Genomic DNA, 24490 nt, shown 5'->3' on the forward strand with positions numbered 1-24490 from the left:
AAACATGGACGCCGATATTCAATGCTATCGACCGCAACTATTGAAACCTGAGCTTTACTGCCCCATCTAAGCTCCATCTCCATTCATGCAGGTGCCCCATGAGCGACCAGCACACAGATTCCACACATTCGTCCGATGACTTCGATCACGAGCACGAAGTGATCGGTTCGGACAGAAAAAGCCTTGCCCTGCCCGGCCAGAACCTTCCGGACCAGGTTTACATCATTCCGATTCACAACCGCCCGTTCTTCCCGGCACAAGTTCTGCCGGTCATCGTTAACGAAGAGCCTTGGGCCGAGACCCTCGAGTTGGTGAGCAAATCGGATCACCACTCTCTGGCACTGTTCTTCATGGACACGCCCCCCGAAGACCCACGCCATTTCGACACCAAGGCGCTGCCCGAGTACGGCACGCTGGTGAAGGTGCACCATGCGAGCCGTGAAGGCGGCAAACTGCAATTCGTGGCACAGGGCCTGAGCCGTGTGCGCATCAAGACCTGGCTAAAACACCACCGCCCGCCGTTTCTGGTGGAAGTTGAGTACCCGCATCAGCCCAACGAGCCGACCGACGAGGTCAAGGCCTATGGCATGGCCCTGATCAACGCGATCAAGGAACTGCTGCCGCTCAACCCGCTGTACAGCGAGGAGCTGAAAAACTACCTCAACCGCTTCAGCCCCAACGACCCGTCACCCCTCACCGACTTCGCCGCCGCCCTGACCTCCGCCACGGGCGTTGAGTTACAGGAAGTCCTCGACTGCGTGCCCGTGCTCAAGCGCATGGAAAAAGTGCTGCCGATGCTGCGCAAGGAAGTCGAGGTCGCGCGGCTACAGAAAGAAATCTCCGCTGAAGTGAACCGCAAGATCGGCGAGCACCAGCGCGAGTTCTTCCTCAAGGAACAGCTCAAGGTCATCCAGCAGGAACTGGGGCTGACCAAAGACGACCGCAGCGCCGACATCGAACAGTTCGAGCAGCGTCTGGAAGGCAAGACCCTGCCAGCGCAGGTGCAAAAGCGCCTCGATGAGGAAATGAACAAGCTGTCGATCCTCGAAACCGGTTCGCCGGAATACGCGGTCACCCGCAACTACCTTGACTGGGCCACCTCGGTGCCATGGGGCGTTTACGGCGCAGACAAGCTCGACCTCAAACACGCACGCAAGGTGCTGGACAAGCACCACGCGGGCCTGGACGACATCAAGGACCGCATCCTCGAATTCCTCGCGGTCGGTGCCTACAAAGGCGAAATCAGCGGTTCCATTGTGCTGCTGGTCGGCCCGCCAGGCGTAGGCAAGACCAGCGTCGGCAAATCCATCGCAGAATCCCTGGGCCGTCCGTTCTACCGTTTCAGCGTCGGCGGCATGCGCGACGAGGCGGAAATCAAGGGCCATCGCCGGACCTACATCGGCGCCCAGCCCGGAAAGCTGGTGCAGGCGCTCAAAGACGTCGAAGTGATGAACCCCGTCATCATGCTCGACGAGATCGACAAGATGGGCCAGAGCTATCAGGGCGACCCGGCCTCGGCGCTGCTGGAAACCCTGGACCCTGAACAGAACGTCGAATTCCTCGACCACTATCTCGACCTGCGGATGGACCTGTCGAAAGTCCTGTTCGTCTGCACCGCAAACACCCTGGATTCCATTCCCGGCCCATTGCTGGACCGCATGGAAGTGATTCGCCTGTCGGGCTATATCACCGAAGAAAAAGTCGCCATCGCCAAGCGTCATCTATGGCCGAAACTGCTGGAGAAATCCGGGGTATCCAAAGGCAGCCTGAGCATCAGCGACAGCGCCCTGCGGTCCTTGATCGACGGCTATGCCCGCGAGGCCGGCGTGCGTCAGTTGGAGAAGCAACTGGGCAAACTGGTGCGCAAAGCGGTCATGAAGCTGATCGACGATCCCAAAGCCGTCATCAAACTGGGGCCCAAGGACCTGGAAGCGTCGTTGGGCCATCCGGTATTCCGCAACGAACAAGTGCTGTCCGGCACGGGCGTGATCACCGGCCTTGCGTGGACCAGCATGGGCGGTGCGACCCTGCCGATCGAAGCCACGCGCATTCACACCCACAACCGAGGCTTCAAGCTCACCGGCCAGCTGGGCAATGTGATGAAAGAATCTGCGGAAATCGCCTACAGCTACGTCAGTTCCAATCTGGCAAAGTTTGGCGGCGATAAAGGGTTCTTCGACGAAGCATTCGTCCACCTGCACGTTCCCGAAGGCGCGACGCCCAAAGACGGCCCGAGTGCTGGCGTGACCATGGCCAGCGCTCTGCTCTCGCTGGCGCGTAATCAGGCGCCCAAGAAAGGCGTAGCGATGACGGGCGAACTGACGCTGACCGGCCATGTTCTGCCGATTGGCGGCGTGCGCGAGAAGGTCATCGCGGCGCGTCGGCAGAAGATCTTCGAACTGATCCTGCCAGAGCCGAACCGTGGCAACTTCGAAGAACTGCCGGACTACCTCAAGGAAGGCCTGACCGTGCACTTCGCCAAACGCTTCTCGGATGTGGCTAAGGTCTTGTTCTAACGTCCGCAGATGCAACACACGTCTCTCTGTAGCAGCCCGGCTTACCGGCGGTAGCGATTTCATAAACGCCTGCCTCGGCAAGCCGGAGCGCTACAGGATGATGTTTGCCCCGACGGGGTTTCACCTCCTTCATCTTCAGTTATGCTCGCTCCACGTTGCCTACGACCGGAGCCTTCATGACCCTTGCCCGCCTGCTCGTCCCGCTGAGCCTTGCCCTGCTGGCCGCCTGTGCCCAGCAACCGAAACAGATCGTGTCCCTCGATAACCAGAAAGACTGCCCGATCACCCTCAAGACCGGCCAGACCCTGATGCTCATGCTCCCCAGCAACCCCACCACGGGGCATCGCTGGCTGATGCAGAATCCCGCACCTTCGATCCTTAACGCCATGGGCCCTGAAGTGTTCAACACCCCGGAGGAAGTCGGGATTGTTGGCACCGAGGGCCAGTCTGTCTGGCGTTACAAAGCGGCTAACGCCGGCACTGGGCACCTGATGATGGTTTACCAACAACCTTGGGCGCCGGAGGTACGACCAGAGCGTACGTTCGACTGCGCGATCACGGTGAACTGAACCCTGTCGCTCGCACGATGAGATGAGGTTTCGGCCAAGCCATACAATTGGCTAAAATGCCGCACTTTTCGCCTCATCCCCCGGAATCGCCGTGAGCAAAGAACCCGACCGCATATTCGCCCAGCCGCTGGCACAGGTGCCCGACTTCGCCTTCAACGAGGACGTGGTGCGCGTGTTCCCGGACATGATCAAGCGTTCGGTGCCGGGTTATCCGACCATTGTCGAGAATCTCGGCGTGCTCGCGGCGCAGTTCGCACAGCCGCACAGCGTGCTGTATGACCTAGGAAGCTCCCTTGGCGCGGTGACCCAGGCATTGCGCCGCCATGTGCGCACCGAAGATTGCCGAGTGATCGCCATCGACAATTCGGCCGCCATGGTCGAGCGCTGCCGCGAGTACCTAAACGCCCAGGATTCGATGTTCCAGGAGTTGCTGCCGGTGGAAGTCATCGACGGCGACATCCTTGCTCTTGAATTCCAGCCCGCTTCGGTCGTGGCGCTGAACTTTACCCTGCAATTCATTGCGCCCGATCAGCGCCTGGCCCTGCTCGGCCGGATCCGCCAATCGTTGTTGCCCGGTGGCGCGCTGATTTTGTCCGAGAAGTTGCGATTCGACGACCCCCAGGAACACGCCCTGCTCACCGACCTGCACGTCGCTTTCAAACGCGCCAATGGCTACAGCGAACTGGAAATCGCCCAGAAACGCAGCGCCATTGAAAACGTGATGAAACCCGACAGTCTGGAACAGCATCGAGAACGCCTGCTCGCAGCGGGGTTCTCCAAGGTCGTGCCCTGGTTCCAGTGCCTTAATTTCGCCTCTCTGATTGCCCTGCCATGATCGATCTAGCCCCACTGGTCCGCCGTCTGGCGGGCACCCCTCTGTATGCCTGGGCCCAAGGGCTACAGGCGCAACTCGATGCGAAGATGGAAAAAGGCCATGGCGACCTGGAGCGCTGGCAAGGTGCGCTGAACTCATTGCCTGATCTGAGGCCCAGCCGCGTCGAACTCAAGGATGACTTCATTCTCGATGCTGACTGCGACGAAGCCACCCGCGAGCAGACCCGCGCTGCGCTGATGGGCCTGTCGCCCTGGCGCAAGGGGCCGTTCGATGTGTTCGGCGTACACGTCGACACCGAATGGCGCTCGGACTGGAAATGGTCGCGGGTTTCACCGCATCTGGACCTCAAGGGCAAACGCATCCTGGACGTCGGCTGTGGGAATGGCTACTACCAGTGGCGGATGCTCGGCGCCGGTGCCGACAGCGTCATCGGCGTCGACCCGAACTGGCTGTTCTTCTGCCAGTTCCAGGCGATGCAGCGCTATCTGCCGGACCTGCCCGCGTGGCACCTGCCGTTCACGCTCGAAGACCTGCCCCCACGGCTCGAAGGATTCGACACCGTGTTTTCCATGGGAGTGCTGTACCACCGCAAATCGCCGATCGATCACTTGCTGGCGTTGAAAGATTGCCTGGTCAAAGGTGGCGAACTGGTGCTGGAAACCATGGTGGTGGAAGGCGATGTGCATCAGGTGCTGGTACCTGAAGATCGCTACTCGCAAATGCGCAACGTGTGGTTCTTGCCCTCGGTGCCTGCGCTGGAGTTGTGGCTGCGCCGTGCTGGTTTCGTTGACGTGCGCTGCGTGGATGTCAGCACCACCACGGTCGAGGAGCAACGCGGCACCGAATGGATGCGCTATCAGTCGTTGAGCGATTTCCTTGATCCGAACGATCACAGCAAGACCGTGGAAGGCTTACCTGCCCCACGCCGCGCGGTTATCGTCGGTCGCAAGGCTTGAGCGTGTAGCAGTCCGGCTTGCCGGCAGTAGCGGACTTGAGAACGCTGCCGCCGGCAAGCCGGACTGCTACAGGAGATGGTTATCCCTTCAACGCGGCCGCCAGAATCAACGCTTTCATCTCGGACACTGCCGACTTGAAGCCTACGAACAGTGCATGCGCCACCAACGCATGGCCAATGTTCAGCTCGTTGATACCCTTGATCGCCGCGACCGCTTCAACGTTGTGGTAGTGCAGACCATGACCGGCGTTGACGATCAGGCCCTGCTGGACGCCGAAAGCCACGCCATCGGCGATCCGCTTCAGCTCTTGAGCGACATCGGTCGGGGTCTCGGCATCGGCATAACGGCCGGTGTGCAGCTCAATCGCAGGCGCACCAACACGCGCTGACGCCTCGATCTGGCGCTCATCGGCATCAATGAACAGCGAGACTTCGCTGCCAATGGCAGACAGACGCTCCACTGCGGCCTTGATCCGGGCTTCCTGACCTGCGACATCCAGACCGCCTTCGGTGGTCAGTTCCTGACGGGTTTCCGGAACCAGACAGATGTGCGCCGGACGAATGCGCTCGGCGAACGCCATCATCTCTTCGGTGACACCCATTTCGAAATTCATGCGGGTTTGCAGCACATCCTTGAGCAGCAGCACATCGCGCTCCTGGATGTGGCGACGGTCCTCGCGCAGATGCACGGTGATGCCATCGGCGCCGGCCTCTTCGGCGTCCAGCGCAGCCTTCACCGGGTCCGGGTAACGCGTACCACGGGCCTGACGCAGAGTCGCCACGTGATCGATGTTCACGCCGAGCAGAATGCGGGTGCTGTGAGTCACTTTTTGTTCTCCTGAAAACTTGAACGGCCAGGCGCACTGCACCTTGGCTAAGGCTTACGAAACAATTCTCGGCTCACCAGCGGGCGGCCACCCAAATGAACCGCCAGCGCCTGACGCATCAGACGTTTGGCGGCCGACAGCGCACCGGGCGCGCTCCAGTCAGCCTCGGACATGGCAATCAATTCAGCGCCCTGAAACAGGCCGGGCTGCAACAGATACACCCGCTCCAGCCCCGCGTCCACTTGAAGGCGATACATCCCGTCACTCGCCAACGGGTCGCCGTTGATGTCCGCATCGAGGGCGAAACCGTAACCCAGATCATCCAGCAGACGCCACTCGAAAGACCGCAACAATGGCTCCAGCGCACGCCCTTGCGCCAGCGCCTGCAGCGTCGCCGCATAGTGATCGAACACACCGGGATGAGGATCTTCTGCAGGCAGCAGGCGAATCAGCAACTCGTTCAGATAAAGACCGCTGAACAGCGCCTCGCCTTCCAGCCATGCCGGGATGCCCGCGCTTTCCATGCGGCCAACGTTTTTCAGCTCTCCCCGACCACGAAACTCGATGTCCAGCGGCACGAACGGTCGCGCCAACGACCCGGCCTTGCCCCGGGCACTGCGCAGCACGGCACGCAAACGGCCTTGAGGGGTAAGGAAATCGACCAGCGCGCTGTTCTCGCGATATGCCCTGCTGTGCAGCACATAGGCAAGCTGACTGGTGGGAGGGCTTGATGACATGGGTTTCTCGATAACGGACGCGACCTTGGCACGCCCCCGAGGACGCTACCTGAGGAGCAATAGGGTTTGCCGGCGGTAGCGGATCCGAAATCGCCACCGCCGGCAAGCCGTGCTGCTAGAGGTGAACCTGCGGGGCCTTCATCCGGGAGATCGATGAGCGGCCGCGACGCTGCCCTTACAGGTCGCCATAGCCCAGCGAACGCAGGGCGCGTTCGTCATCGGACCAACCACCCTTGACCTTCACCCACAGGTTGAGCATGACCTTGGAGTCGAACAGCACCTCCATGTCACGACGGGCATCGGAACCGATACGCTTGATGCGCTCGCCCTTGTCGCCAATGATGATTTTCTTCTGGCCGTCACGCTCCACGAGGATCAAGGCATGGATGTGCAGGGTCTTGCCCTGCTGCTTGAACTCTTCGATCTCGACGGTGATCTGGTAAGGAAGCTCGGCACCCAATTGGCGCATGATCTTCTCGCGAACCAGTTCGGCGGCCAGGAAACGGCTACTGCGGTCGGTAATCTGATCTTCCGGAAAGAAATGATCGTTCTCCGGCAACTGCTCAGCGATCACCTTTTCCAGCGCTTCGAGGTTGTGCCCCTGTTGCGCCGAAATCGGGATGATCTGCGCATTCGGCAGTTGCTCCTGCAACCAGGACAGATGTGGCATGAGGTCGGCCTTATCCTCGATGCGATCAGTCTTGTTCAGCGCGACGATCAGCGGGCCGGTCACGTACTGCACGCGCTCCAGTACCATCTGGTCTTCGTCGGTCCACTTGGTGCGATCGACCACGAAGATCACCACATCGACGTCTTTCAACGCTGCGGACGCGGTCTTGTTCATGTAGCGGTTCAGCGCCTTGTCACTGCCCTTGTGCATACCAGGGGTATCGACGTAGATCGCCTGCACGGCGCCTTCAGTCTTGATGCCCAGCATGTTGTGACGAGTGGTCTGAGGCTTGCGCGAGGTGATCGCGAGTTTCTGGCCGAGGATGTGGTTCAGCAGCGTTGACTTACCCACGTTTGGCCGGCCAACGATGGCGACATAGCCACAGCGCGTTGCAGTTGAATCAGTCATTGCCATTCTCCACACCCAGGGCGATGAGGGCTGCGGCCGCGGCTACCTGTTCGGCAATGCGACGGCTGACACCTTGTCCCCGGCTTTTTTCGTTCAATAAGGTGATCTCGCATTCGACGAAAAATGTTCGGCAATGCGGTTCGCCCTGAATATCCACCACTTCGTAGCGCGGTAATTCGCAAGCGCGAGACTGCAGGAATTCCTGCAATCGCGTTTTTGGGTCTTTGTTGGTGTCGACCAGCGTGAGGCTGTCGAACTCGCTGGCCAGCCAGGCAAGCACCCGCTCACGGGCCATTTCCATACCCGAGTCCAGGTAGATCGCACCGATCAGCGCTTCCAGTGCGTCTGCCAGAATCGATTCGCGACGGAAGCCGCCGCTCTTCAATTCTCCTGAACCCAGTCGCAGGTATTCACCCAGGTCGAAACCACGAGCCAGCAAAGCTAGCGTCTCGCCCTTCACCAAACGTGCGCGCAGACGTGACAGTTGACCTTCGCGAGCCTGAGGGAAACGCTCGAACAGCGCCTCGCCAGCCACGAAATTGAGGATCGCATCACCGAGGAATTCCAGACGCTCGTTATTGCGCCCGGCAAAACTACGGTGGGTCAAGGCCAGAACCATCAGTTCCTGATCCTTGAAGGTATAGCCGAGCTGACGCTCCAGGCGACTTAATGACACGCTCACGGTTTACCCACGCTGAATTCGTGGTCGAACTTGACCACCAGATCGATGTTCTGGATCAGTGGCTCACGATTTTCGTATTTCAAATGGGCGAGGAACCTGTTGTTCTCCGTCGTCACACTTAACGCCTTGTTCAAATCCAAATCCCGAATGTTATTGACCTGCATGCCTTTGGCGACGTATTCGTAGAAATCGCCGCTATCGGCGATTTCCGCGGTTTTGTCCGTACCAGCGGCTTCGATGATTTTCTTCATCGACATGTAATCGAGGTAATGCGGCACCACTTTGGCTGCGGTACTCGCGGCAAATGCAAGGACGGCCAGCAAAACCAGCCACCCAATGAACGACAAGCCTTTTTGCGAATCGGCAGATGTCATGTGTGCCCTCAAGAATAGCCCTTCCCTGCTGTGTGCAAGGTTGAACCCTGCAGCATAGCCCGCCGAAATGACATACGGCGCTGTATCAAACAGCGCCGCATCGGTTACTTGATCAACCCGACTCGCGAGAAGTTCGGCAAGTGACTCAGCTTAGGCTCCGGCCAGCTCATCCAGACGGCGAAGGCCTTGCCGACGATATTTCTGTCGGGAACCATGCCCAGCTCGGCCTTGGGAATATTGGGGTCATCCCAGTAACGGCTGTCGTTGGAGTTGTCGCGGTTGTCGCCCATCATGAAATAGTGACCCGCCGGAACGGTCCACTCATGGTCAGGCGGGGCGCGGTAACGGCTCATTTCCTGACGGATCTGATGCTCGACCTCGCCCAGTTTCTCGTTATAGAGCTCCGCGCTTCCCAGGGTACCGGGCTCGGAACCGATGAGTTGCTTGGCAACGAGTTGTCCGTTGATGAACAACTGCTTGTCATTGGTGTAGCGAATGGCATCGCCCGGCAGACCTACGACACGCTTGATGTAATTGACGTTCGGGTCGCTCGGATAGCGAAACACCATCACGTCCCCCCGCTGCGGATCACCCACCGGGATGACCTTAAGGTCGATCACCGGCAGACGGATGCCGTAGGAAAACTTGTTGACCAGGATGAAATCGCCCACATCCAGCGTCGGTTTCATCGAGCCGGACGGAATCTGGAACGGCTCGACCAGAAACGAACGCAGCACCAGCACGATGAACAGCACAGGAAAGAACGACTTGCCGTATTCAACCAGCAGCGGCTCCTTGTTCAACTGCTCCACGACAGCGACATCCGGCTGGCTCACGCTGCCCTGATAATTCGCTATCGCAGTCCGTCGACGCGGCGCCAGTATGATCAGATCGAACAGGGCCAGCAGACCGCAGACAAACACGGCGATGACCAACAACAGCGGGAAATTTAGTGACATAGGGCCTGTTTATTCCAACCTGAGCACTGCAAGGAAGGCTTCCTGTGGGATTTCCACGTTACCGACCTGCTTCATGCGTTTCTTACCGGCCTTCTGCTTTTCAAGCAGCTTGCGTTTACGGCTGACGTCGCCACCGTAACATTTGGCCAGTACGTTCTTTCTGAGGGCCTTGACGGTTGTACGCGCGATAATCTGGCCACCGATGGCGGCCTGGATTGCCACGTCGAACATCTGACGAGGAATCAGTTCTTTCATCTTTTCGGTCAACGCCCGGCCTTTGTAGGCCGCGTTGTCACGGTGCACGATCAACGCCAGGGCATCGACCTTGTCGCCGTTGATCAGAACATCGAGCTTCACCAGATTCGCCGATTGATAACGATCGAAATGGTAGTCCAGCGATGCATAGCCGCGACTGGTCGACTTCAGACGGTCGAAGAAGTCCAGTACCACTTCGTTCATCGGCAAGTCGTAGGTCACTTGAACCTGAGTGCCGAGGAACAGCATGTCGTGCTGGATGCCGCGTTTCTCGATGCACAGCGTAATGACGTTGCCCAGGTGCTCTTGAGGCACAAGGATGTTCGCCCGAACGATCGGTTCGCGCATGTCCTCGATGGTCGAGAGATCCGGCAGCTTCGACGGGTTATCAACGTAGATGGTTTCACCGGTCTTGAGCAGCAGCTCGAAGATTACGGTCGGTGCGGTGGTGATCAGGTCCAGGTCGTACTCGCGCTCGAGGCGCTCCTGGATGATCTCCATGTGCAGCATGCCGAGGAAGCCGCAACGGAAGCCGAAGCCCAGTGCATCGGAGCTTTCCGGAGTGTACTGAAGCGAGGAGTCGTTCAGCGTGAGCTTCTGCAGCGCCTCGCGAAAATCTTCGAAGTCGTCGGAGCTGACCGGGAACAGACCGGCATAGACCTGCGGCTGGATGCGCTTGAAGCCTGGCAGCACTTCGACGTCCGGGGTCGAACTCAGGGTCAGGGTATCACCCACCGGCGCGCCGTGAATGTCCTTGATACCGGCAATGATAAAGCCTACTTCGCCGGCCTTCAGATCGGCGGTGGCGGTGTGCTTGGGGTTGAAGACACCGACGCTGTCCACCAGGTGAATCTTGCCGGTGGATTTGACGAGGATCTTGTCACCCTTCTTGACGCGACCGTGACGCACACGCACCAGGGAAACGACGCCCAGGTAGTTATCGAACCAGGAGTCGATGATCAGCGCTTGCAGCGGATCTTCGATATTACCGGTTGGCGCGGGGATGGTCTTGACCAGACGCTCAAGCACCTCGTCAACGCCCATGCCGCTCTTGGCGCTGCAGGCGACGGCGTCGGTGGCATCGATGCCGATGATCTTCTCGATCTCTTCCTTGACGCGGTCCGGATCGGCCTGCGGCAGGTCCATCTTGTTCAGGACCGGCATGACCTCCAGGCCCTGCTCGATGGCGGTGTAGCAGTTGGCGACGGACTGCGCTTCCACGCCCTGGCCGGCGTCGACCACCAGCAGCGCGCCTTCACAGGCGGCCAGCGAGCGGCTGACTTCATAGGTAAAGTCCACGTGGCCGGGGGTGTCAATGAAGTTCAGCTGATAGGTGATGCCGTCATTCGCCTTGTAATAAAGGGTGACGCTGTGGGCCTTGATCGTGATACCGCGCTCACGCTCCAGGTCCATGGAGTCGAGAACCTGGGCTTCCATTTCGCGCTCGGTGAGGCCACCGCACATTTGAATGAAACGGTCTGCCAGCGTCGACTTGCCATGGTCAATGTGGGCGATGATGGAGAAATTGCGGATATGACTCAAATCACTCACGGATCAACACTCGAAAAAGGTTGCAGGCAGACTGCCCGCCGAAAAATAGCCGGGAATTGTACCTGAAGGAAGACTGAGGCGTCACGTTCACACGCCAAGACGGCAGTCCACAAGCCCGACAGGCACAAAAAAGGAGCGGACCGGCCGCTCCTCTTGCTGTAATGGCTGATTATTCCGCCAGTTTGAAGGTGATGAACGTGGCGCGTCCCTGACGCAGGACCCGCATCGACACCGAGCGATTCTTCGGCAGGCCCTTGGCCACCTCTGTGAACTGCTTGGCCGAAGTCAGCGCCTGGTTGTTCAAGTGAGTGATCACATCGCCCGCCTGCAGACCGATCAACGAGGCAGGACCGTCCTGTACCTCCTTGATCACAACGCCGCCTTTGAGGTCCATGGACTTCATTTGCTCAGCCGTCAGATCGGTGACCGAAACGCCAAGGCGATTGCTGCTGCGCTCGACGCCGGAATCAGTCGCGCCCATTTCTTCGCCTTCAGCGGGCAATGCGCCAACCGTGACGGTCAGTTTCTGACGCTTGCCATCACGGATCACTTCCAGTTCGGCCTTGCTGCCGTCCTTCAGGTTGCCGATCAGGTGCGGCAGATCCGCCGACATGACGATTGGCGTGCCGTTAGCGCTGAGAATCACATCGCCAACCTGCAAACCGCCCTTGGCAGCCGGGCCGTCTTCGAGAACCTGAGCTACGAGCGCACCGGCTGGCTTGTCCAGACCGAACGACTCTGCCAGATCCTTGTTCACTTCCTGAATCACCACACCCAGCCAGCCACGATTGACCTTGCCGTTGGCCTTGAGCTGATTGGCGACATCCATTGCGACATCGATCGGAATGGCGAACGAGAGACCCATGAAACCACCGGAGCGGGTGAAGATCTGCGAGTTGATGCCCACGACCTCGCCGGCCATGTTGAACAGGGGTCCACCCGAGTTGCCCGGATTGATCGCAACGTCCGTCTGAATAAACGGTACATAGGTGTCATTGGGCAGGCTGCGGCCCTTGGCGCTGACGATACCTTTGGTCACCGAGTGGTCGAAACCGAACGGCGACCCTATCGCCAGTACCCACTCACCGACCTTCAGCTTGTCGGAATTACCCAGCTTGACGGTGGGCAGGTCCTTGCCGTCGATTTTCAGGACCGCCACGTCGGTGCGCGGGTCGGTACCAATCAATTTGGCTTTCATTTCACTGCGGTCTGACAGACGGACGAGAATCTCGTCAGCGCCATCGATCACATGGTTGTTGGTCAGAATGAAGCCATCGGCAGAGATGATGAAACCTGACCCCAGCGACTGCGCTTCGCGCTGGCGATCACCCTTGCCCGATCCTGGCGGACGCGAGCCTGGCGGCATGCTGCGCTCCAGGAATTCGCGCAACATGGGTGGAAGACCTTCCAGGTCCGGCATCTGTCCTTGTGCCACGGAACGATCCGGCAGCTTTTGCCGCGTACTGATGTTCACGACAGCGGGCGAAGCTTGCTCCACCAGAGAAGTGAAGTCCGGCAGGGCTTCGGCCTGCGCAGTGAGGACCTGACCGAGCATCAGCACGGCGGCCACCCAGGACAGATATGATTTCAAGCGTGGTATCGACATACGGCTCCCGTTCACAACGAGCATGGTTAAGCGGTACGAACCGACAGGTTCGAGGAGCATCTACACATCGCAGTCTTGCTCAGTGCATCGCTCTCAGCCAGTTTTACTCTCTATAAGCTTTCTGAAAGCTGAAACAACAAAAGGCCAGAGCTGCGAAGCTGTGACCTATAGAAAAAAAAGAGTGGATTTGCAACCTGCAAAGCTGACCAAACATTTCAGCCTCTCGTCCAATGCCCGCAATCACGGGGCTGGCCGCTCGGAACGCCCAAAATGAAACCTTTTTCATAGTGGGCATTCACCGAGTTTGACGGGTTACTTCCTGGTTGTGGCCGAGGCCGCATCGTTACGCATGGACAGCGCAATGCGCTCGGCGGTACCGATCGGAATTTCACCGACGACAGTCACCATGGCATCGCCCTTGGGCGTAGTCAGACGACGCGAAACCGCGACGGTCGGACCCAGCTGGGTGCGAATATCTGTCACAGCGGCACCGCTGACGGGTTCGATGAACACCGAGAAGCGTGCCAGACCGTCGTCATACATGAGGCTGGTGACCAGCGACTTGGAATCCGGATCCTTGCGCGCGGCCGAGCTGCTCAGCTCGAATCCAGGCGGCAGCCAGTCCGAATGCCAGGCAACCTGCGATTTCTGCGCATCGACCTTGGACTTGACCACTTCGACCGGCTTGCATTCTCCACTGGGCTGCAGCATCTGATCAGTTGGGGCGGCGGTGTCGAGCTCAGTGAACTGGAAGCGTTCCAGCAACTGGCCCTTATCGCTGAGGAGCAACGATTTGAGCGGCAGACCGGTTTCGCTGTCCAGATGCAATTCGATGCCGTAGCGGTGCTGATCGCGAGGCGTCAGCGTCACGACCACGGCAGGCCTTCCGGCCACCCGCGAATTCCCCGCAACCTTCATGTCGTACCAGGCTGAGAGCTTGGCAGCATCGAAGGCATGAGCCGGGGAATCGGGGATATTCGAAACGCCCGCAACCAGACTGCCGCTGACGCACTGGGTTACCCCATCGACGCGCAGCACTTCCTGAGCGGAACCATCGAGCTGAAGAAGATGCTCACGAACCTTGCCGTCAACAACCCGGTGCCAGATCCTGTGAGTGGAAAAACTTCCATTACGTTCGTAAACGAAGGTGCCCTGAAAACTTTGCTGCTGTTCTGCCTGCGCAAGACGCTTGAGCTGGTCTTGCGCATCATCGGCATGAACTGGAAGGACCAGCCATCCACCAAGCAGAAGCGGCACTAGAGGGATGGCGCGCATGATCCTCCTTAACGGTTTTCCAGGCTGGCTGCGCGAGCGTACGGCAGAGCGCTTTCAGTGCCTTTCAACGCAGCTTGTTGAGCGTGTTGACGCAGGTACCCCGGCAGACGCTGGTCATGCCAGCCAGCCTGGTTCTGCATGACGCCGCTGGCCATAGGGCCTGGAGCCTGCTCGCCTTCAGTGTAGCCGGCCAGTACCGCCGGGCCTTTTACCTGAGGCATTGCGACGTTGGCAGGTTGTGCCGATTGCTGAGCCAGTTGGGCGCCAGCGATCTCATCCTGGTTGTACAAGCGAACGCCCGCCAGCACAGCGACGGTGACCGAGGCGGCAACCGCCAGACGACCCAGCGTACGCCAAGGACCACGACCAGCCTTCAGCGGGCTGACTTCGTCGGCAATCGCGGCAGATACGGCGGCCGAGATGTCCAGATGAGGCATCAGCAGTTCTTTATGCATTGCTGCGCGAGCAATCTGATAACGCGACCATGTGGCACGTGTATCCGCATCGTCGATTGCATTGAGCACTCGACGTAATTCCAATTCGTCCGCTTCGTTATCCATCACCGCGGACAGCGATTCCTGCAGGGCTTCACGACTCATGGCGGTTCCTCTCATATGGCTATCGCCGCTGTCTCAGGTTTCCTGCAACAAAGGCTGCAGGGCTTTATCAATGGCTTCCCGAGCGCGAAAAATGCGAGAGCGCACGGTACCAACCGGACATTGCATAACGCTCGCAATGTCTTCGTAACTCAGACCGTCAAACTCACGCAAAGTTAGAGCTGTACGCAAATCTTCTGGCAGTAGCTGGATGGTCCGATGGACAGTGCCCTCGATCTCATCCCTTAACAATGCACGCTCCGGCGACTCGATGTCCTTGAGGCCATGATCGCCGTCGTAGAACTCCGCGTCTTCAGATCTGACATCGCTGTCCGGCGGTCGCCGACCTCGCGACACCAGATAGTTTTTCGCCGTGTTGATGGCGATGCGGTACAGCCACGTATAAAACGCACTGTCGCCGCGGAAGTTTCCAAGTGCACGGTAAGCCTTGATAAAAGCCTCTTGCGCGACATCCTGGGCTTCATGGGTGTCGTGGACGAATCTCACGATCAACCCAAGAATCTTGTGCTGATATTTCACCACTAGCAGATCAAAGGCTCGCTTGTCGCCGCGCTGTACGCGTTCGACCAGTTGCTGATCCTCTTCCTGGGTTAGCATGAACACTCCTCATAGAGCTCAAAGGAGTGTCGCAGAGGCTGCTTCACAGGCTTGCAAACATAGACTCGGGCTTTTCGCAAAAGTTCTCCCCCCTTCAAGCAAGTTTCCGGCGAGCGTCGGTAGCCCGCACGAAAAACGCAGCTCGAACCAGGTCGGCTGCGTGAATAATCTTGTCGTCGAAAGCGCTTGCGCGGTGTATCAAACTCCCCTCGCAAAAACGCCGACGCTGTCCCTTTAACGGCAACCCTCTATTGAACGTGGGGCTCAATGAAAAGTTCCCACATTTCGTTTCAGAGCGTTAGACACACACTATCGTGCTGACGGGATCCAGTTCGAGCGTACGGTCGGCGTTGAAACTGCCCGCCAGACGGTATGCACGATGCCGCGCAGTAGCGCACAATCCGCTCCCCGCTGCGCATCACAATTGCCATAAAATCGCAGCCATTGTGCCGTTCCCTTTCTTTACATACTAGTGGCCATTTAGAAGCCGGATAAAGTCATGAGTCAGCATTTTCAGCACGACGTATTGGTGATCGGTTCCGGCGCTGCCGGATTGAGCCTGGCCCTCACCCTCCCCGCCCATCTTCGCGTCGCCGTCTTGAGCAAGGGTGATCTGGCCAACGGATCGACCTTCTGGGCTCAAGGGGGTGTTGCCGCCGTACTGGACAACGCCGACACCGTGCAGTCCCACGTCGAAGACACCCTCAACGCTGGTGGCGGCTTATGTAATGAAGAAGCGGTGCGATTCACCGTCGAGCACAGCCGCGAGGCCATTGAATGGTTGATCGACCTGGGCGTGCCGTTCACCCGGGATGATCAATCGACCGTTGAAGATGGCGGGTTCGAGTTTCATTTGACTCGCGAGGGCGGCCACAGCCACCGGCGCATCATCCATGCCGCCGATGCGACAGGTGCGGCGATTTTTCGCACGTTGCTGACGCAGGCCATGGAACGTCCGAACATCGAACTGCTGGAGCAGCGGGTCGCGGTCGATTTGATCACCGAGCGCCGACTGGGCCTGGAAGGCGAACGTTGTCTGGGGGCCTATGTACTGGATCGCTCTACAGGAGAAGTCGACACTCACAGCGCGCGCTTCACCATTCTGGCGTCTGGCGGTGCGGCCAAGGTGTACCTCTACACCAGCAACCCCGACGGCGCCTGCGGTGATGGCATCGCCATGGCATGGCGCTCGGGTTGCCGGGTGGGAAATCTGGAGCTCAACCAGTTCCACCCTACCTGCCTTTATCACCCCCAGGCCAAGAGCTTTCTGGTGACCGAGGCCCTGCGCGGCGAAGGTGCTTATTTGAAACTGCCCAACGGCGAACGCTTCATGCAGCGCTTCGACCCTCGGGCCGAACTGGCCCCGCGCGACATCGTCGCCCGCGCCATCGACCATGAAATGAAGCGCCTGGGCGTGGATTGCGTTTATCTGGACATCAGCCACAAGCCTGAAGATTTCGTCAAAACCCACTTCCCGACGGTCTATGAACGCTGCCTGGAGTTCGGCATCGACATCACCCGCCAACCGATTCCAGTGGTCCCGGCCGCGCACTACACTTGCGGCGGCGTTGTCGTCGATCAACACGGTCGTACCGATGTGCCGGGTCTCTACGCGATAGGCGAAACCAGTTTCACGGGGCTCCACGGTGCCAACCGCATGGCCAGCAACTCGCTGCTCGAATGCTTCGTCTATGCACGCTCGGCTGCCGCCGACATCATTGCGAACCTGCCTGAAATAGCTCAACCGCAGGGTTTGCCAGCATGGGACGCAAGCCAGGTGACAGACTCGGACGAGGACGTGATCATCGCGCACAACTGGGACGAACTGCGACGTTTCATGTGGGACTACGTCGGCATCGTGCGCACCAACAAGCGACTGCAACGGGCGCAGCACCGGGTGCGGCTGCTGCTGGACGAAATCGATGAGTTCTACAGCAACTATAAAGTCAGCCGTGATTTGATCGAGCTGAGAAACCTGGCGCAGGTCGCCGAGCTGATGATCGCCTCAGCCATGTCCCGCAAGGAAAGTCGCGGGTTGCACTACACACTGGATTACCCGGACATGCTGCCGGAGGCGGTCGACACTATTCTGGCGCCGCCCACCTACGCCGGCTGAATTTCAGGCGAAGCCGCAGGCGCCGGTGCAGATCCGGCGCCATTGCGTCCCCTGGAATGCAAACACTTCTGATCCAGCGCCGATGCAATCGATGCCCGGTCATCAGGCGAAACCTGAGCACCACAATGTGCGGCAGCGCGATGCTGTCAGGCCGCAACTGCACCGGCTGCCAGCCCGAGCGCCGGTTCCATATTTGCCAGCCCGTGTCGTCGCGTCGCAGCGCACTGAAGGCGCGCTCGTCGCTTAAAAGAATTGATCGTCGCCAACACACAATGCCGTGCAAAAGGCACAGCAACAGGCCGAGCACACGGGCCGAGACAGGAATTTCAAGCAGGAAAATCGAGATCAGTGCCAGCGACTGGGCACCCAGGTAAGCCGTCAGCAACGCATTGGAGCGCTGCCACCGGCATTCGAAACGATCATTTCGGCTGGACACGGTCCAGGATCATGCGAACCATACGTTGCAGCTCCGGGTCCTCGGACTCGCCGCGCTGCATGAACCAGACGAACATGTCCTGATCTTCACAGGTCAGCAGGCGCACATACAGTGCACGATCGACGTCGTTGAGCGACGGGTAGACTTCACGGACAAACGGTACCAGCAGTACGTCCAGCTCGAGCATGCCGCGGCGGCTGTGCCAAAAGAGGCGGTTGAGTTCAACATCTTCGACCATGGGGCGCTCCTCAAATTTGCGGGCGAGTATACAGGCCCGTGCTCTGGAGGCGCATCCGCTGTTAGTCGCAGGGTTTTGCGCGGGGTCTAAACCCGACTTGCGTATACCCATAAGCGAGACAGGGCACTATGATGGTGCCCCAGACTTCTACCCACGCGATGACTCATGGCCGATTCAGCTTTTTTCTGCCCACTCTCCCACGAAGGTGTGCTCGCCGTTCGCGGCGCGGACGCCAGCAAATTCCTTCAAGGCCAACTGACCTGCAACATGAATTACCTGAGCGAAGCCAAGGCCACGCTCGGCGCTCGTTGCACGCAGAAAGGCCGCATGCAGTCCAGCTTCCGCATTCTGCTGGAGGGCGACGGCGTGCTGCTGGCGATGGCCAGCGAATTGATCGAAGCCCAATTGCTGGATCTGAAAAAATACGCCGTCTTCTCCAAATCGAAGTTGACCGACGAAAGCGCGTCGTGGGCCCGCTTTGGGCTTAACGATGGTGACAGCATGCTGGCGGGCCTGGGGCTGGACCTGGCGCCGGACACTGACGCCGTCGCGCGCGCCAACGACCTGATCGCCATCCGCGTCTCCCCTGCCCGCGCCGAGCTGTGGGTTCGTGCCGAACAGGCCGAAGACATTCGCAATCGTCTGGCCGCGCAATTACCTGAAGGCACTTTGAACGTGTGGCTGTTGGGCCAGATCCGCGCGGGCATCGGTCAAGTGTTCGGGCCAACCCGTGAAGAGTTCATCCCGCAGATGATCAATCTGCAGGCCGTTGGCGGAGTGAGTTTCAAGAAAGGTTGCTACACCGGCCAGGAAATCGTGGCGCGGATGCAATACCTGGGCAAGCTCAAGCGTCGTCTTTATCGCTTGACGCTGGAAGGCATCGAGGTGCCACAACCGGGTACTGAGCTGTTTTCCCCGGTCCACGCCAGTTCAGTGGGCAACGTGGTGCTCGCCGCCAGCGCCGCGAGCGGCGTCGAACTGCTGGCGGTCCTGCAAGCAGACGCGGTGGAAAATGGCGACATTCGGCTGGGCAATACGCACGGCCAGGCCGTGCAATTGAGCGAACTGCCTTACACGCTGGATGCCAAGCTTGAAACCCAGCGTTGAGCTGTGGTTGAACGACAGATTCGAACGTCAGCGTAGTTGTCAGCGCCCCTGCCTTTTCCGGGCTTGGGGCACTGACCGGAATGCACTATCCAGAGATTCGATATGAGCAGCATGGCTGACGAGGTGCAGAGGGACCTGATAAAAGCGATCGACAGAGACGCCCTGTTTCTGCCGACGCTTCCTGAAGTGGCAATGAAAATTCGCCTGGCTGCGGAAGATTCGGAAATCACCATCGCCGCCCTGAGCAAGGTCATCGGCAGTGATACCGCCCTCTCGGCGCGCCTGATCAAAGTGGTCAACAGCCCGTTGTTGCGGCCCAATTTCGAGGTCAGCGATGTGCTGACCGCCGTTCGCCGACTGGGCGTGAATTACAGCTGCAACCTGGCGATCGGTCTGGTGGTCGAGCAGATGTTTCACGCCAAGTCCGCGGTGATCGAAACCAAGATGCGCGAAATCTGGAAATTGAGCCTGCAGGTGGCGGGGGTCAGTAGCCTTTTGAGCGCGCGTCGTGGGCACCTGAAAGCGGACAAGGCGACGCTGGCCGGACTGATTCATCTGATCGGCGTGCTGCCGATCCTGACCTACGCCGAGGACAATTTCGAGTTGCTGGCCGATGCGGTGAGCCTCAACCACGTGATCGAGCGCATTCATCCCATCATTGGCGAGCGGCTGCTGCGCTCATGGGATTTCCCCGAGGCGCTGGCAGTCGTTCCCAAGCAGTTCCAGAATTTCACTCGCGTTTCACAGCAAGCCGATTATGTCGACCTGGTCCAGGTGGCGACCGTGCATGTCCATGAAGCGACGGGCAGGCCTTATCCGAATCTGGACGTTCAGGCGATTCCAGCGGTCAACCAGCTGGGGTTGAACATGGCCGATGGGGCGATGATCAGCGAAATGAACGAGGCAATGACGCTGCTTTACTGACCCTCGCGTATCTGAAGCTGTATTTTCCTGCTGTAGCAGCCCGGCCGGCGGGCGTTCCGCTCGCCAGCGGCGGCGCCCTTGAGATCGCTCCGCTGGCAAGCCGTGCGGCTACAGATGCCCGATACGTTGTCGGGTCTACACACCTTCATTGTCGGGGGCGGCAAAACTGACCCTGACCATGAGTCCCCGCTCTTCCCCATCATGCAAACTGATCTTTGCCAGGTGTGCGCGGCAGATTTCGCCGACGATTGCCAACCCCAGCCCTGAACCGCTGCTTTGCTGATTACGTCGATAAAAGCGCTCGAATACCCGGTCGCGCTCATGCAGGGGAATGCCTGGCCCATCATCCTCGACTTCGAGCACACAAGGCGAATGCACCCGTAATACCACGTTGCCGCCCACCGGCGTGTGCGCCAGCGCATTGTCCACCAGATTACTCAGCAGCTCGTTCAGCAGCGTCGGCTCACCACGCATCCACACCGGCTCGGCGGCCTCCAGCGCCAGGGCAACGCCACGGGCGTGGGCCAAGGGCGCCATGGCCATGCCCAATTCCCGCGCCAACTGACTCAGGTCCAACCGCTCTGCGCCGCCTTCGGCAACCGCCCGGGCACCGTTTTCGATGCGCGCCAGCGACAGCAATTGATTGGCCAGATGGGTCAGTTTATCGGTCCCCGTCGCCGCACTTTCCAGGGTGGTGCGCCACGCAGCCGGATCAGGATCACGCAGTCCCAGTTCGACCCGAGCCTTGAGCGCCGCCAGCGGTGTGCGTAATTCATGGGCGGCGTCGGCGATGAACTGCGCCTGACGCTCGAACTGCATGCGCAGGCGCTCGGTGAAGTGGTTGAGCGAACTCACCAGCGGGCGCAGTTCGTGCTGCACCTCGACCATCGGCAATGCACGCAAGTCATCGGGTTGGCGCTCTTCCACAGCCGTGCGCAAACGATCCAGCGGCCGCAACGCCGCGCTCACCGTAAACCAGACCAGCAACAGCGCGCCGCTGCCGAGCATGCCCAACCGCAGCAAGGTATCGGCCATCAGCCCTCGCGCCATGCTCACGCGCTGCTCCTCGGTTTCGGCGACACGAATTTCGGCGATGCCGTTCATGTTCGGTTCACTGACAGCCTTGAGCAGGCTGACCACCCGAACGTCCTGCCCCTGATAACGCGCACTGTAGAACTTGGCCAGCGCCGGATAATCATCGGTGCGCGGTGTGTTGGGCGGCGGCGCGGGAAGATTTTCGTACCCGGAAATCAGCTTGTGGTTGATGTCGTTGACCTGGTAATAGATCCGCCCCGCGCTGTCATAGGCGAAGGTATCCAGAGCCACGTAGGGCACGTCGGCGCTCAAGGTTCCATCACGCTCGGACAACCCCGCGGCAATGGTTCGTGCCGACGCCAGCAACGTGCGGTCGTAAGCGGTGTCGGCGGCTTCGCGGCCATTCCAGTAGGCGCTCATGCCGCTGGCGATCATCAGCACCACCAGCAGCAAACCCAGATTCCAGAGCAGACGCCATCGCAGACTGTTTTCCGCCGACGGAATCGGGTTAAGCATCGCGGCTTTCCAGCAGATAACCCAGACCGCGGAACGTGACGATGGCGATGGGGTGGCCATCGAGCTTTTTGCGCAAGCGATGCACATAGATTTCGATGGCATCGGCGCTGGCTTCTTCATCCAGGCCGAACACCTGTGAGGCGAGTTGTTCCTTGCTCATGACGCGGCCAGGACGGGCAATCAACGCTTCGAGTACCGACTGCTCGCGGGAGGTCAGCGTCAGCATTTCATCGCCGAGTGTGAAGCGCCGTGTGTCCAGGTCGTAGATCAGCGCCCCACAGTGTTGCTGCCGCTCGCCGCCGAGCACGCTGCGCCGCAACAGCGCCTTGACTCGGGCTTCGAGCTCCGTCAACTCGAAAGGTTTGGCCAGATAGTCGTCAGCGCCCAGGTTCAGGCCATGCACCCGATCCTTGACGTCGCTGCGTGCGGTCAGCATCAGCACCGGAATGTTCTTGCCGCGCGCGCGCAGACGGGCCAGCACTTCGAAACCGTCCATGCGCGGCAGACCGACATCGAGAATCGCGACCGCGTATTCTTCGCTGCCCAGCGCCAGATCGGCGGCCACGCCATCGTGCAAAACGTCCACGGTAAGGCCGCTGCCCTTGAGCGCCAGCGCGACGCTTTCAGCCAGTTGCAGATGGTCTTCGACGAGCAGGACACGCATCGATTTCTCCCGATTGAGGCCTTAGGTGGTGGCGGAGTTTACAGGCGCGCCGTCGTCTGTGAAGGCCTGAAACACTTCAAAGGTAACCGACAGGCACCCCTGCTCTTTTGGCGAAAGCTTCATGAAAGGTAGTTGAAAGGTTGATGAAAGCTTCGCCGATTAGGATTCAGTCACGACTTGTTACGGATGCGCCTCGCGCAGCGTCCGTGACACCCCAGGGTCGTGACGAAAAACGCCTCGATGCGTTTTCAACAATAAAAACAATATCGGAGTCATCGGTGATGTCCTCACTGCAATCCTCGGCCACCGCGCCGTCTGAATCCCGTCCTGTTTTTGTATGCTTCGCAGATTCGCTGCGCAGTGCATCGTCACGTCCCCTCCCCGGATCACCACGCGTTCAAGACGCCGTGGAACGTACGCCTGATCAATAACCCGGACATACCCAAAAATAACAACTGCGTCGGAGACTGACCATGAACCTATCGTTGCGCCGTATCGGCATTGCCGCCAGCTGCATGCTGGTGGCCACTCAATTGTGGGCCGCCGAACCCAACCGCCCTGAATGCATCGCCCCTGCCTCGCCTGGCGGTGGCTTTGACCTGACTTGCAAACTGGTGCAAAGCGCGCTGGTAAACGAGAAGATTCTGTCCAAACCAATGCGCGTGACCTACATGCCAGGCGGCGTTGGCGCGGTGGCGTACAACGCGGTCGTCGCTCAGCGCCCAGCCGACGCAGGCACCCTGGTCGCCTGGTCCAGCGGTTCGCTGCTCAACCTGGCGCAGGGCAAGTTCGGTCGCTTCGATGAGAATGCCGTGCGTTGGCTGGCAGCCGTCGGCACCAGCTATGGCGCCATCGCGGTCAAGGCCGATTCGCCTTACAAAAACCTCGACGATCTGGTCAAGGCATTGAAAGCCGACCCGAGCAAAGTGGTCATCGGCTCCGGCGGCACCGTCGGCAGCCAGGACTGGATGCAGACCGCGCTGATCGCCAAGGCCGCAGGCATCAACCCGCGCGACTTGCGTTACGTGGCGCTCGAAGGCGGCGGTGAAATTGCCACCGCGCTGCTCGGCGGACACATTCAGGTCGGCTCCACTGACATTTCCGACTCCATGCCTCATATCCTCAGCGGCGACATGCGTCTGCTGGCGGTGTTCTCCGAACAGCGCCTGGACGAGCCGGAAATGAAAAACATCCCGACCGCCAAAGAACAGGGTTACGACATCGTCTGGCCAGTGGTCCGCGGCTTCTACCTCGGCCCGAAAGTCACCGACGAAGAATACAACTGGTGGAAAGCGGCCTTCGACAAACTGCTGGTTTCGGAAGACTTCGCCAAGTTGCGTGATCAGCGCGAACTGTTCCCGTTCGCCATGACCGGCGAGGAACTGGACAAGTACGTGAAGACCCGCGTTGCCGAGTACAAAGTGCTGGCCAAGGAATTTGGCCTGATTCAGTGATCGAGCGCCATTGGCTGACGCTCGTTCGACTGACATCGATTGACTGGCTCTCATTGACCGACTGAGGGTTGCGCCGCCTGCGCGGTGGCGCAATCCGGGAGTTTTCCATGGTCTTGCAACGCATCTTCGCCTTCGTGCTGCTATTGGCCTGCATTGGCCTGGCACTGATGGCATGGCCTTATCAGGCGCCCTTTTCCTATGAACCCGTCGGGCCGCGCGCATTTCCGCTGCTGATGCTGGGACTGATGGGCATCTCACTGCTGTACATGCTGTTTCGCCCGACCCCGATCAAACACTCCGAGGACGAACCGCCGCTGGACCGTCCGACGCTTATCAAGATCGGTCTGTGCACCCTGCTGCTGCTGATTTTCGCGGGCCTGTTCGAACCGCTGGGCTTCGTACTGAGCAGCATCCTGATCGGCATCCCGATGGCACGTCTGTATGGCGGTCGATGGCTGCCAAGCATCGTCATCATCACCCTGATGAGCGTCGGTCTGTACCTGCTCTTCGACAAAGTGATGGATGTGCCTCTGCCTCTCGGCTTGCTCGACGTTCTGGAGAACTGAT

24 protein-coding genes are annotated in these 24490 nt (G+C 59.4%); 9 read left to right on the plus strand and 15 right to left on the minus strand.

Annotated features, from left to right (window positions below; genetic code table 11):
- Window positions 1-98: 98 nt before the first annotated feature.
- From lon to cmoB, 4 genes are all read left to right on the plus strand, one after another.
- Complete coding sequence (gene lon / locus D3M70_RS28595; RefSeq protein WP_120129339.1) at window positions 99-2516, plus strand: endopeptidase La; 2418 nt, start codon at window positions 99-101, stop codon at window positions 2514-2516.
- 176 nt (window positions 2517-2692) lie between these two features.
- A complete protein-coding gene (locus D3M70_RS28600; protein ID WP_120129341.1) occupies window positions 2693-3085 on the plus strand; it encodes a protease inhibitor I42 family protein in 393 nt (130 codons plus the stop codon).
- 91 nt (window positions 3086-3176) lie between these two features.
- A complete protein-coding gene (gene cmoA, locus D3M70_RS28605; RefSeq protein WP_120129342.1) occupies window positions 3177-3920 on the plus strand; it encodes a carboxy-S-adenosyl-L-methionine synthase CmoA in 744 nt (247 codons plus the stop codon).
- Window positions 3917-4876, plus strand: coding sequence for a tRNA 5-methoxyuridine(34)/uridine 5-oxyacetic acid(34) synthase CmoB (cmoB, locus tag D3M70_RS28610; protein ID WP_120129344.1), 960 nt, complete (start codon window positions 3917-3919; stop codon window positions 4874-4876). Before cmoA ends, cmoB begins: the two co-directional genes overlap by 4 nt.
- 79 nt (window positions 4877-4955) lie before the next feature.
- On the opposite strand, the gene pdxJ is transcribed toward cmoB, so the two are convergent.
- The 11 genes from pdxJ to rpoE form a co-directional block, all read right to left on the minus strand.
- Window positions 4956-5702, minus strand: coding sequence for a pyridoxine 5'-phosphate synthase (pdxJ, locus tag D3M70_RS28615; RefSeq protein WP_120129345.1), 747 nt, complete (start codon window positions 5700-5702; stop codon window positions 4956-4958).
- A 47-nt stretch (window positions 5703-5749) separates the two neighbouring features.
- Entirely contained in the window at window positions 5750-6439 is a 690-nt protein-coding gene (gene recO / locus D3M70_RS28620; protein WP_120129347.1) for a DNA repair protein RecO, read from the minus strand.
- Between the two features lie 175 nt (window positions 6440-6614).
- The gene (gene era / locus D3M70_RS28625; RefSeq protein WP_120129348.1) at window positions 6615-7517 is read right to left on the minus strand and encodes a GTPase Era; all 903 of its coding nucleotides are present in this window, start codon (window positions 7515-7517) and stop codon (window positions 6615-6617) included.
- Window positions 7510-8199 (minus strand): ribonuclease III, encoded by a 690-nt coding sequence (gene rnc / locus D3M70_RS28630; RefSeq protein WP_062388196.1) that lies wholly within the window; start codon window positions 8197-8199, stop codon window positions 7510-7512. The genes era and rnc overlap by 8 nt, the downstream gene beginning before the upstream one ends.
- Window positions 8196-8573, minus strand: a complete 378-nt coding sequence (locus D3M70_RS28635; RefSeq protein WP_120129350.1) for a DUF4845 domain-containing protein — start codon at window positions 8571-8573, stop codon at window positions 8196-8198. Before D3M70_RS28635 ends, rnc begins: the two co-directional genes overlap by 4 nt.
- Before the next feature lie 104 nt (window positions 8574-8677).
- Window positions 8678-9532: a signal peptidase I gene (lepB, locus tag D3M70_RS28640; protein WP_120129351.1), complete on the minus strand. Its 855-nt coding sequence runs from the start codon at window positions 9530-9532 to the stop codon at window positions 8678-8680.
- A gap of 9 nt (window positions 9533-9541) precedes the next feature.
- Window positions 9542-11338: a translation elongation factor 4 gene (lepA, locus tag D3M70_RS28645; RefSeq protein WP_110950134.1), complete on the minus strand. Its 1797-nt coding sequence runs from the start codon at window positions 11336-11338 to the stop codon at window positions 9542-9544.
- Window positions 11339-11507: 169 nt separating this feature from the next.
- Window positions 11508-12893 (minus strand): DegQ family serine endoprotease, encoded by a 1386-nt coding sequence (locus D3M70_RS28650; protein WP_375233059.1) that lies wholly within the window; start codon window positions 12891-12893, stop codon window positions 11508-11510.
- 363 nt (window positions 12894-13256) lie between these two features.
- Window positions 13257-14219: a MucB/RseB C-terminal domain-containing protein gene (locus tag D3M70_RS28660; protein WP_120129356.1), complete on the minus strand. Its 963-nt coding sequence runs from the start codon at window positions 14217-14219 to the stop codon at window positions 13257-13259.
- An 8-nt stretch (window positions 14220-14227) separates the two neighbouring features.
- A complete protein-coding gene (locus tag D3M70_RS28665) occupies window positions 14228-14818 on the minus strand; it encodes an anti sigma-E factor RseA C-terminal domain-containing protein (RefSeq protein WP_120129357.1) in 591 nt (196 codons plus the stop codon).
- A gap of 33 nt (window positions 14819-14851) precedes the next feature.
- Window positions 14852-15433: an RNA polymerase sigma factor RpoE gene (gene rpoE / locus D3M70_RS28670; RefSeq protein WP_037014368.1), complete on the minus strand. Its 582-nt coding sequence runs from the start codon at window positions 15431-15433 to the stop codon at window positions 14852-14854.
- A 499-nt stretch (window positions 15434-15932) separates the two neighbouring features.
- Here rpoE and nadB point away from each other — a divergent pair, with 499 nt between their 5' ends.
- Window positions 15933-17549 carry an L-aspartate oxidase gene (gene nadB / locus D3M70_RS28675; RefSeq protein ID WP_120129359.1) on the plus strand — a complete coding sequence of 539 codons (1617 nt, stop codon included), beginning with the start codon at window positions 15933-15935 and terminating at the stop codon, window positions 17547-17549.
- On the opposite strand, the gene D3M70_RS28680 is transcribed toward nadB, so the two are convergent.
- A complete protein-coding gene (locus D3M70_RS28680) occupies window positions 17518-17985 on the minus strand; it encodes a protein YgfX (protein WP_120129361.1) in 468 nt (155 codons plus the stop codon). The genes nadB and D3M70_RS28680 overlap by 32 nt on opposite strands.
- Window positions 17969-18223 (minus strand): succinate dehydrogenase assembly factor 2, encoded by a 255-nt coding sequence (locus D3M70_RS28685; protein ID WP_081567857.1) that lies wholly within the window; start codon window positions 18221-18223, stop codon window positions 17969-17971. Before D3M70_RS28685 ends, D3M70_RS28680 begins: the two co-directional genes overlap by 17 nt.
- 165 nt (window positions 18224-18388) lie before the next feature.
- Here D3M70_RS28685 and D3M70_RS28690 point away from each other — a divergent pair, with 165 nt between their 5' ends.
- Both D3M70_RS28690 and D3M70_RS28695 read left to right on the plus strand, forming a co-directional pair.
- A complete protein-coding gene (locus D3M70_RS28690) occupies window positions 18389-19330 on the plus strand; it encodes a folate-binding protein YgfZ (protein ID WP_120129362.1) in 942 nt (313 codons plus the stop codon).
- A 102-nt stretch (window positions 19331-19432) separates the two neighbouring features.
- The gene (locus D3M70_RS28695; RefSeq protein WP_120129364.1) at window positions 19433-20254 is read left to right on the plus strand and encodes an HDOD domain-containing protein; all 822 of its coding nucleotides are present in this window, start codon (window positions 19433-19435) and stop codon (window positions 20252-20254) included.
- A gap of 135 nt (window positions 20255-20389) precedes the next feature.
- Here the strand turns inward: D3M70_RS28695 and D3M70_RS28700 are convergent, their stop codons facing one another.
- Both D3M70_RS28700 and D3M70_RS28705 read right to left on the minus strand, forming a co-directional pair.
- Window positions 20390-21805, minus strand: a complete 1416-nt coding sequence (locus tag D3M70_RS28700) for a sensor histidine kinase (protein ID WP_120129365.1) — start codon at window positions 21803-21805, stop codon at window positions 20390-20392.
- Window positions 21798-22469, minus strand: coding sequence for a response regulator (locus D3M70_RS28705; protein WP_120129367.1), 672 nt, complete (start codon window positions 22467-22469; stop codon window positions 21798-21800). The genes D3M70_RS28700 and D3M70_RS28705 overlap by 8 nt, the downstream gene beginning before the upstream one ends.
- Window positions 22470-22936: 467 nt before the next feature.
- Between D3M70_RS28705 and D3M70_RS28710 the strand changes: the two genes are divergently transcribed.
- Both D3M70_RS28710 and D3M70_RS28715 read left to right on the plus strand, forming a co-directional pair.
- Window positions 22937-23923, plus strand: a complete 987-nt coding sequence (locus D3M70_RS28710; RefSeq protein ID WP_165869929.1) for a tripartite tricarboxylate transporter substrate binding protein — start codon at window positions 22937-22939, stop codon at window positions 23921-23923.
- Window positions 23924-24030: 107 nt separating this feature from the next.
- Window positions 24031-24489 (plus strand): tripartite tricarboxylate transporter TctB family protein, encoded by a 459-nt coding sequence (locus D3M70_RS28715; RefSeq protein ID WP_120129370.1) that lies wholly within the window; start codon window positions 24031-24033, stop codon window positions 24487-24489.
- Window position 24490 lies beyond the last annotated feature (1 nt).

Origin of the sequence: Pseudomonas sp. LS-2 (genome assembly GCF_003605735.1) — a bacterium.
Classification (GTDB): domain Bacteria; phylum Pseudomonadota; class Gammaproteobacteria; order Pseudomonadales; family Pseudomonadaceae; genus Aquipseudomonas.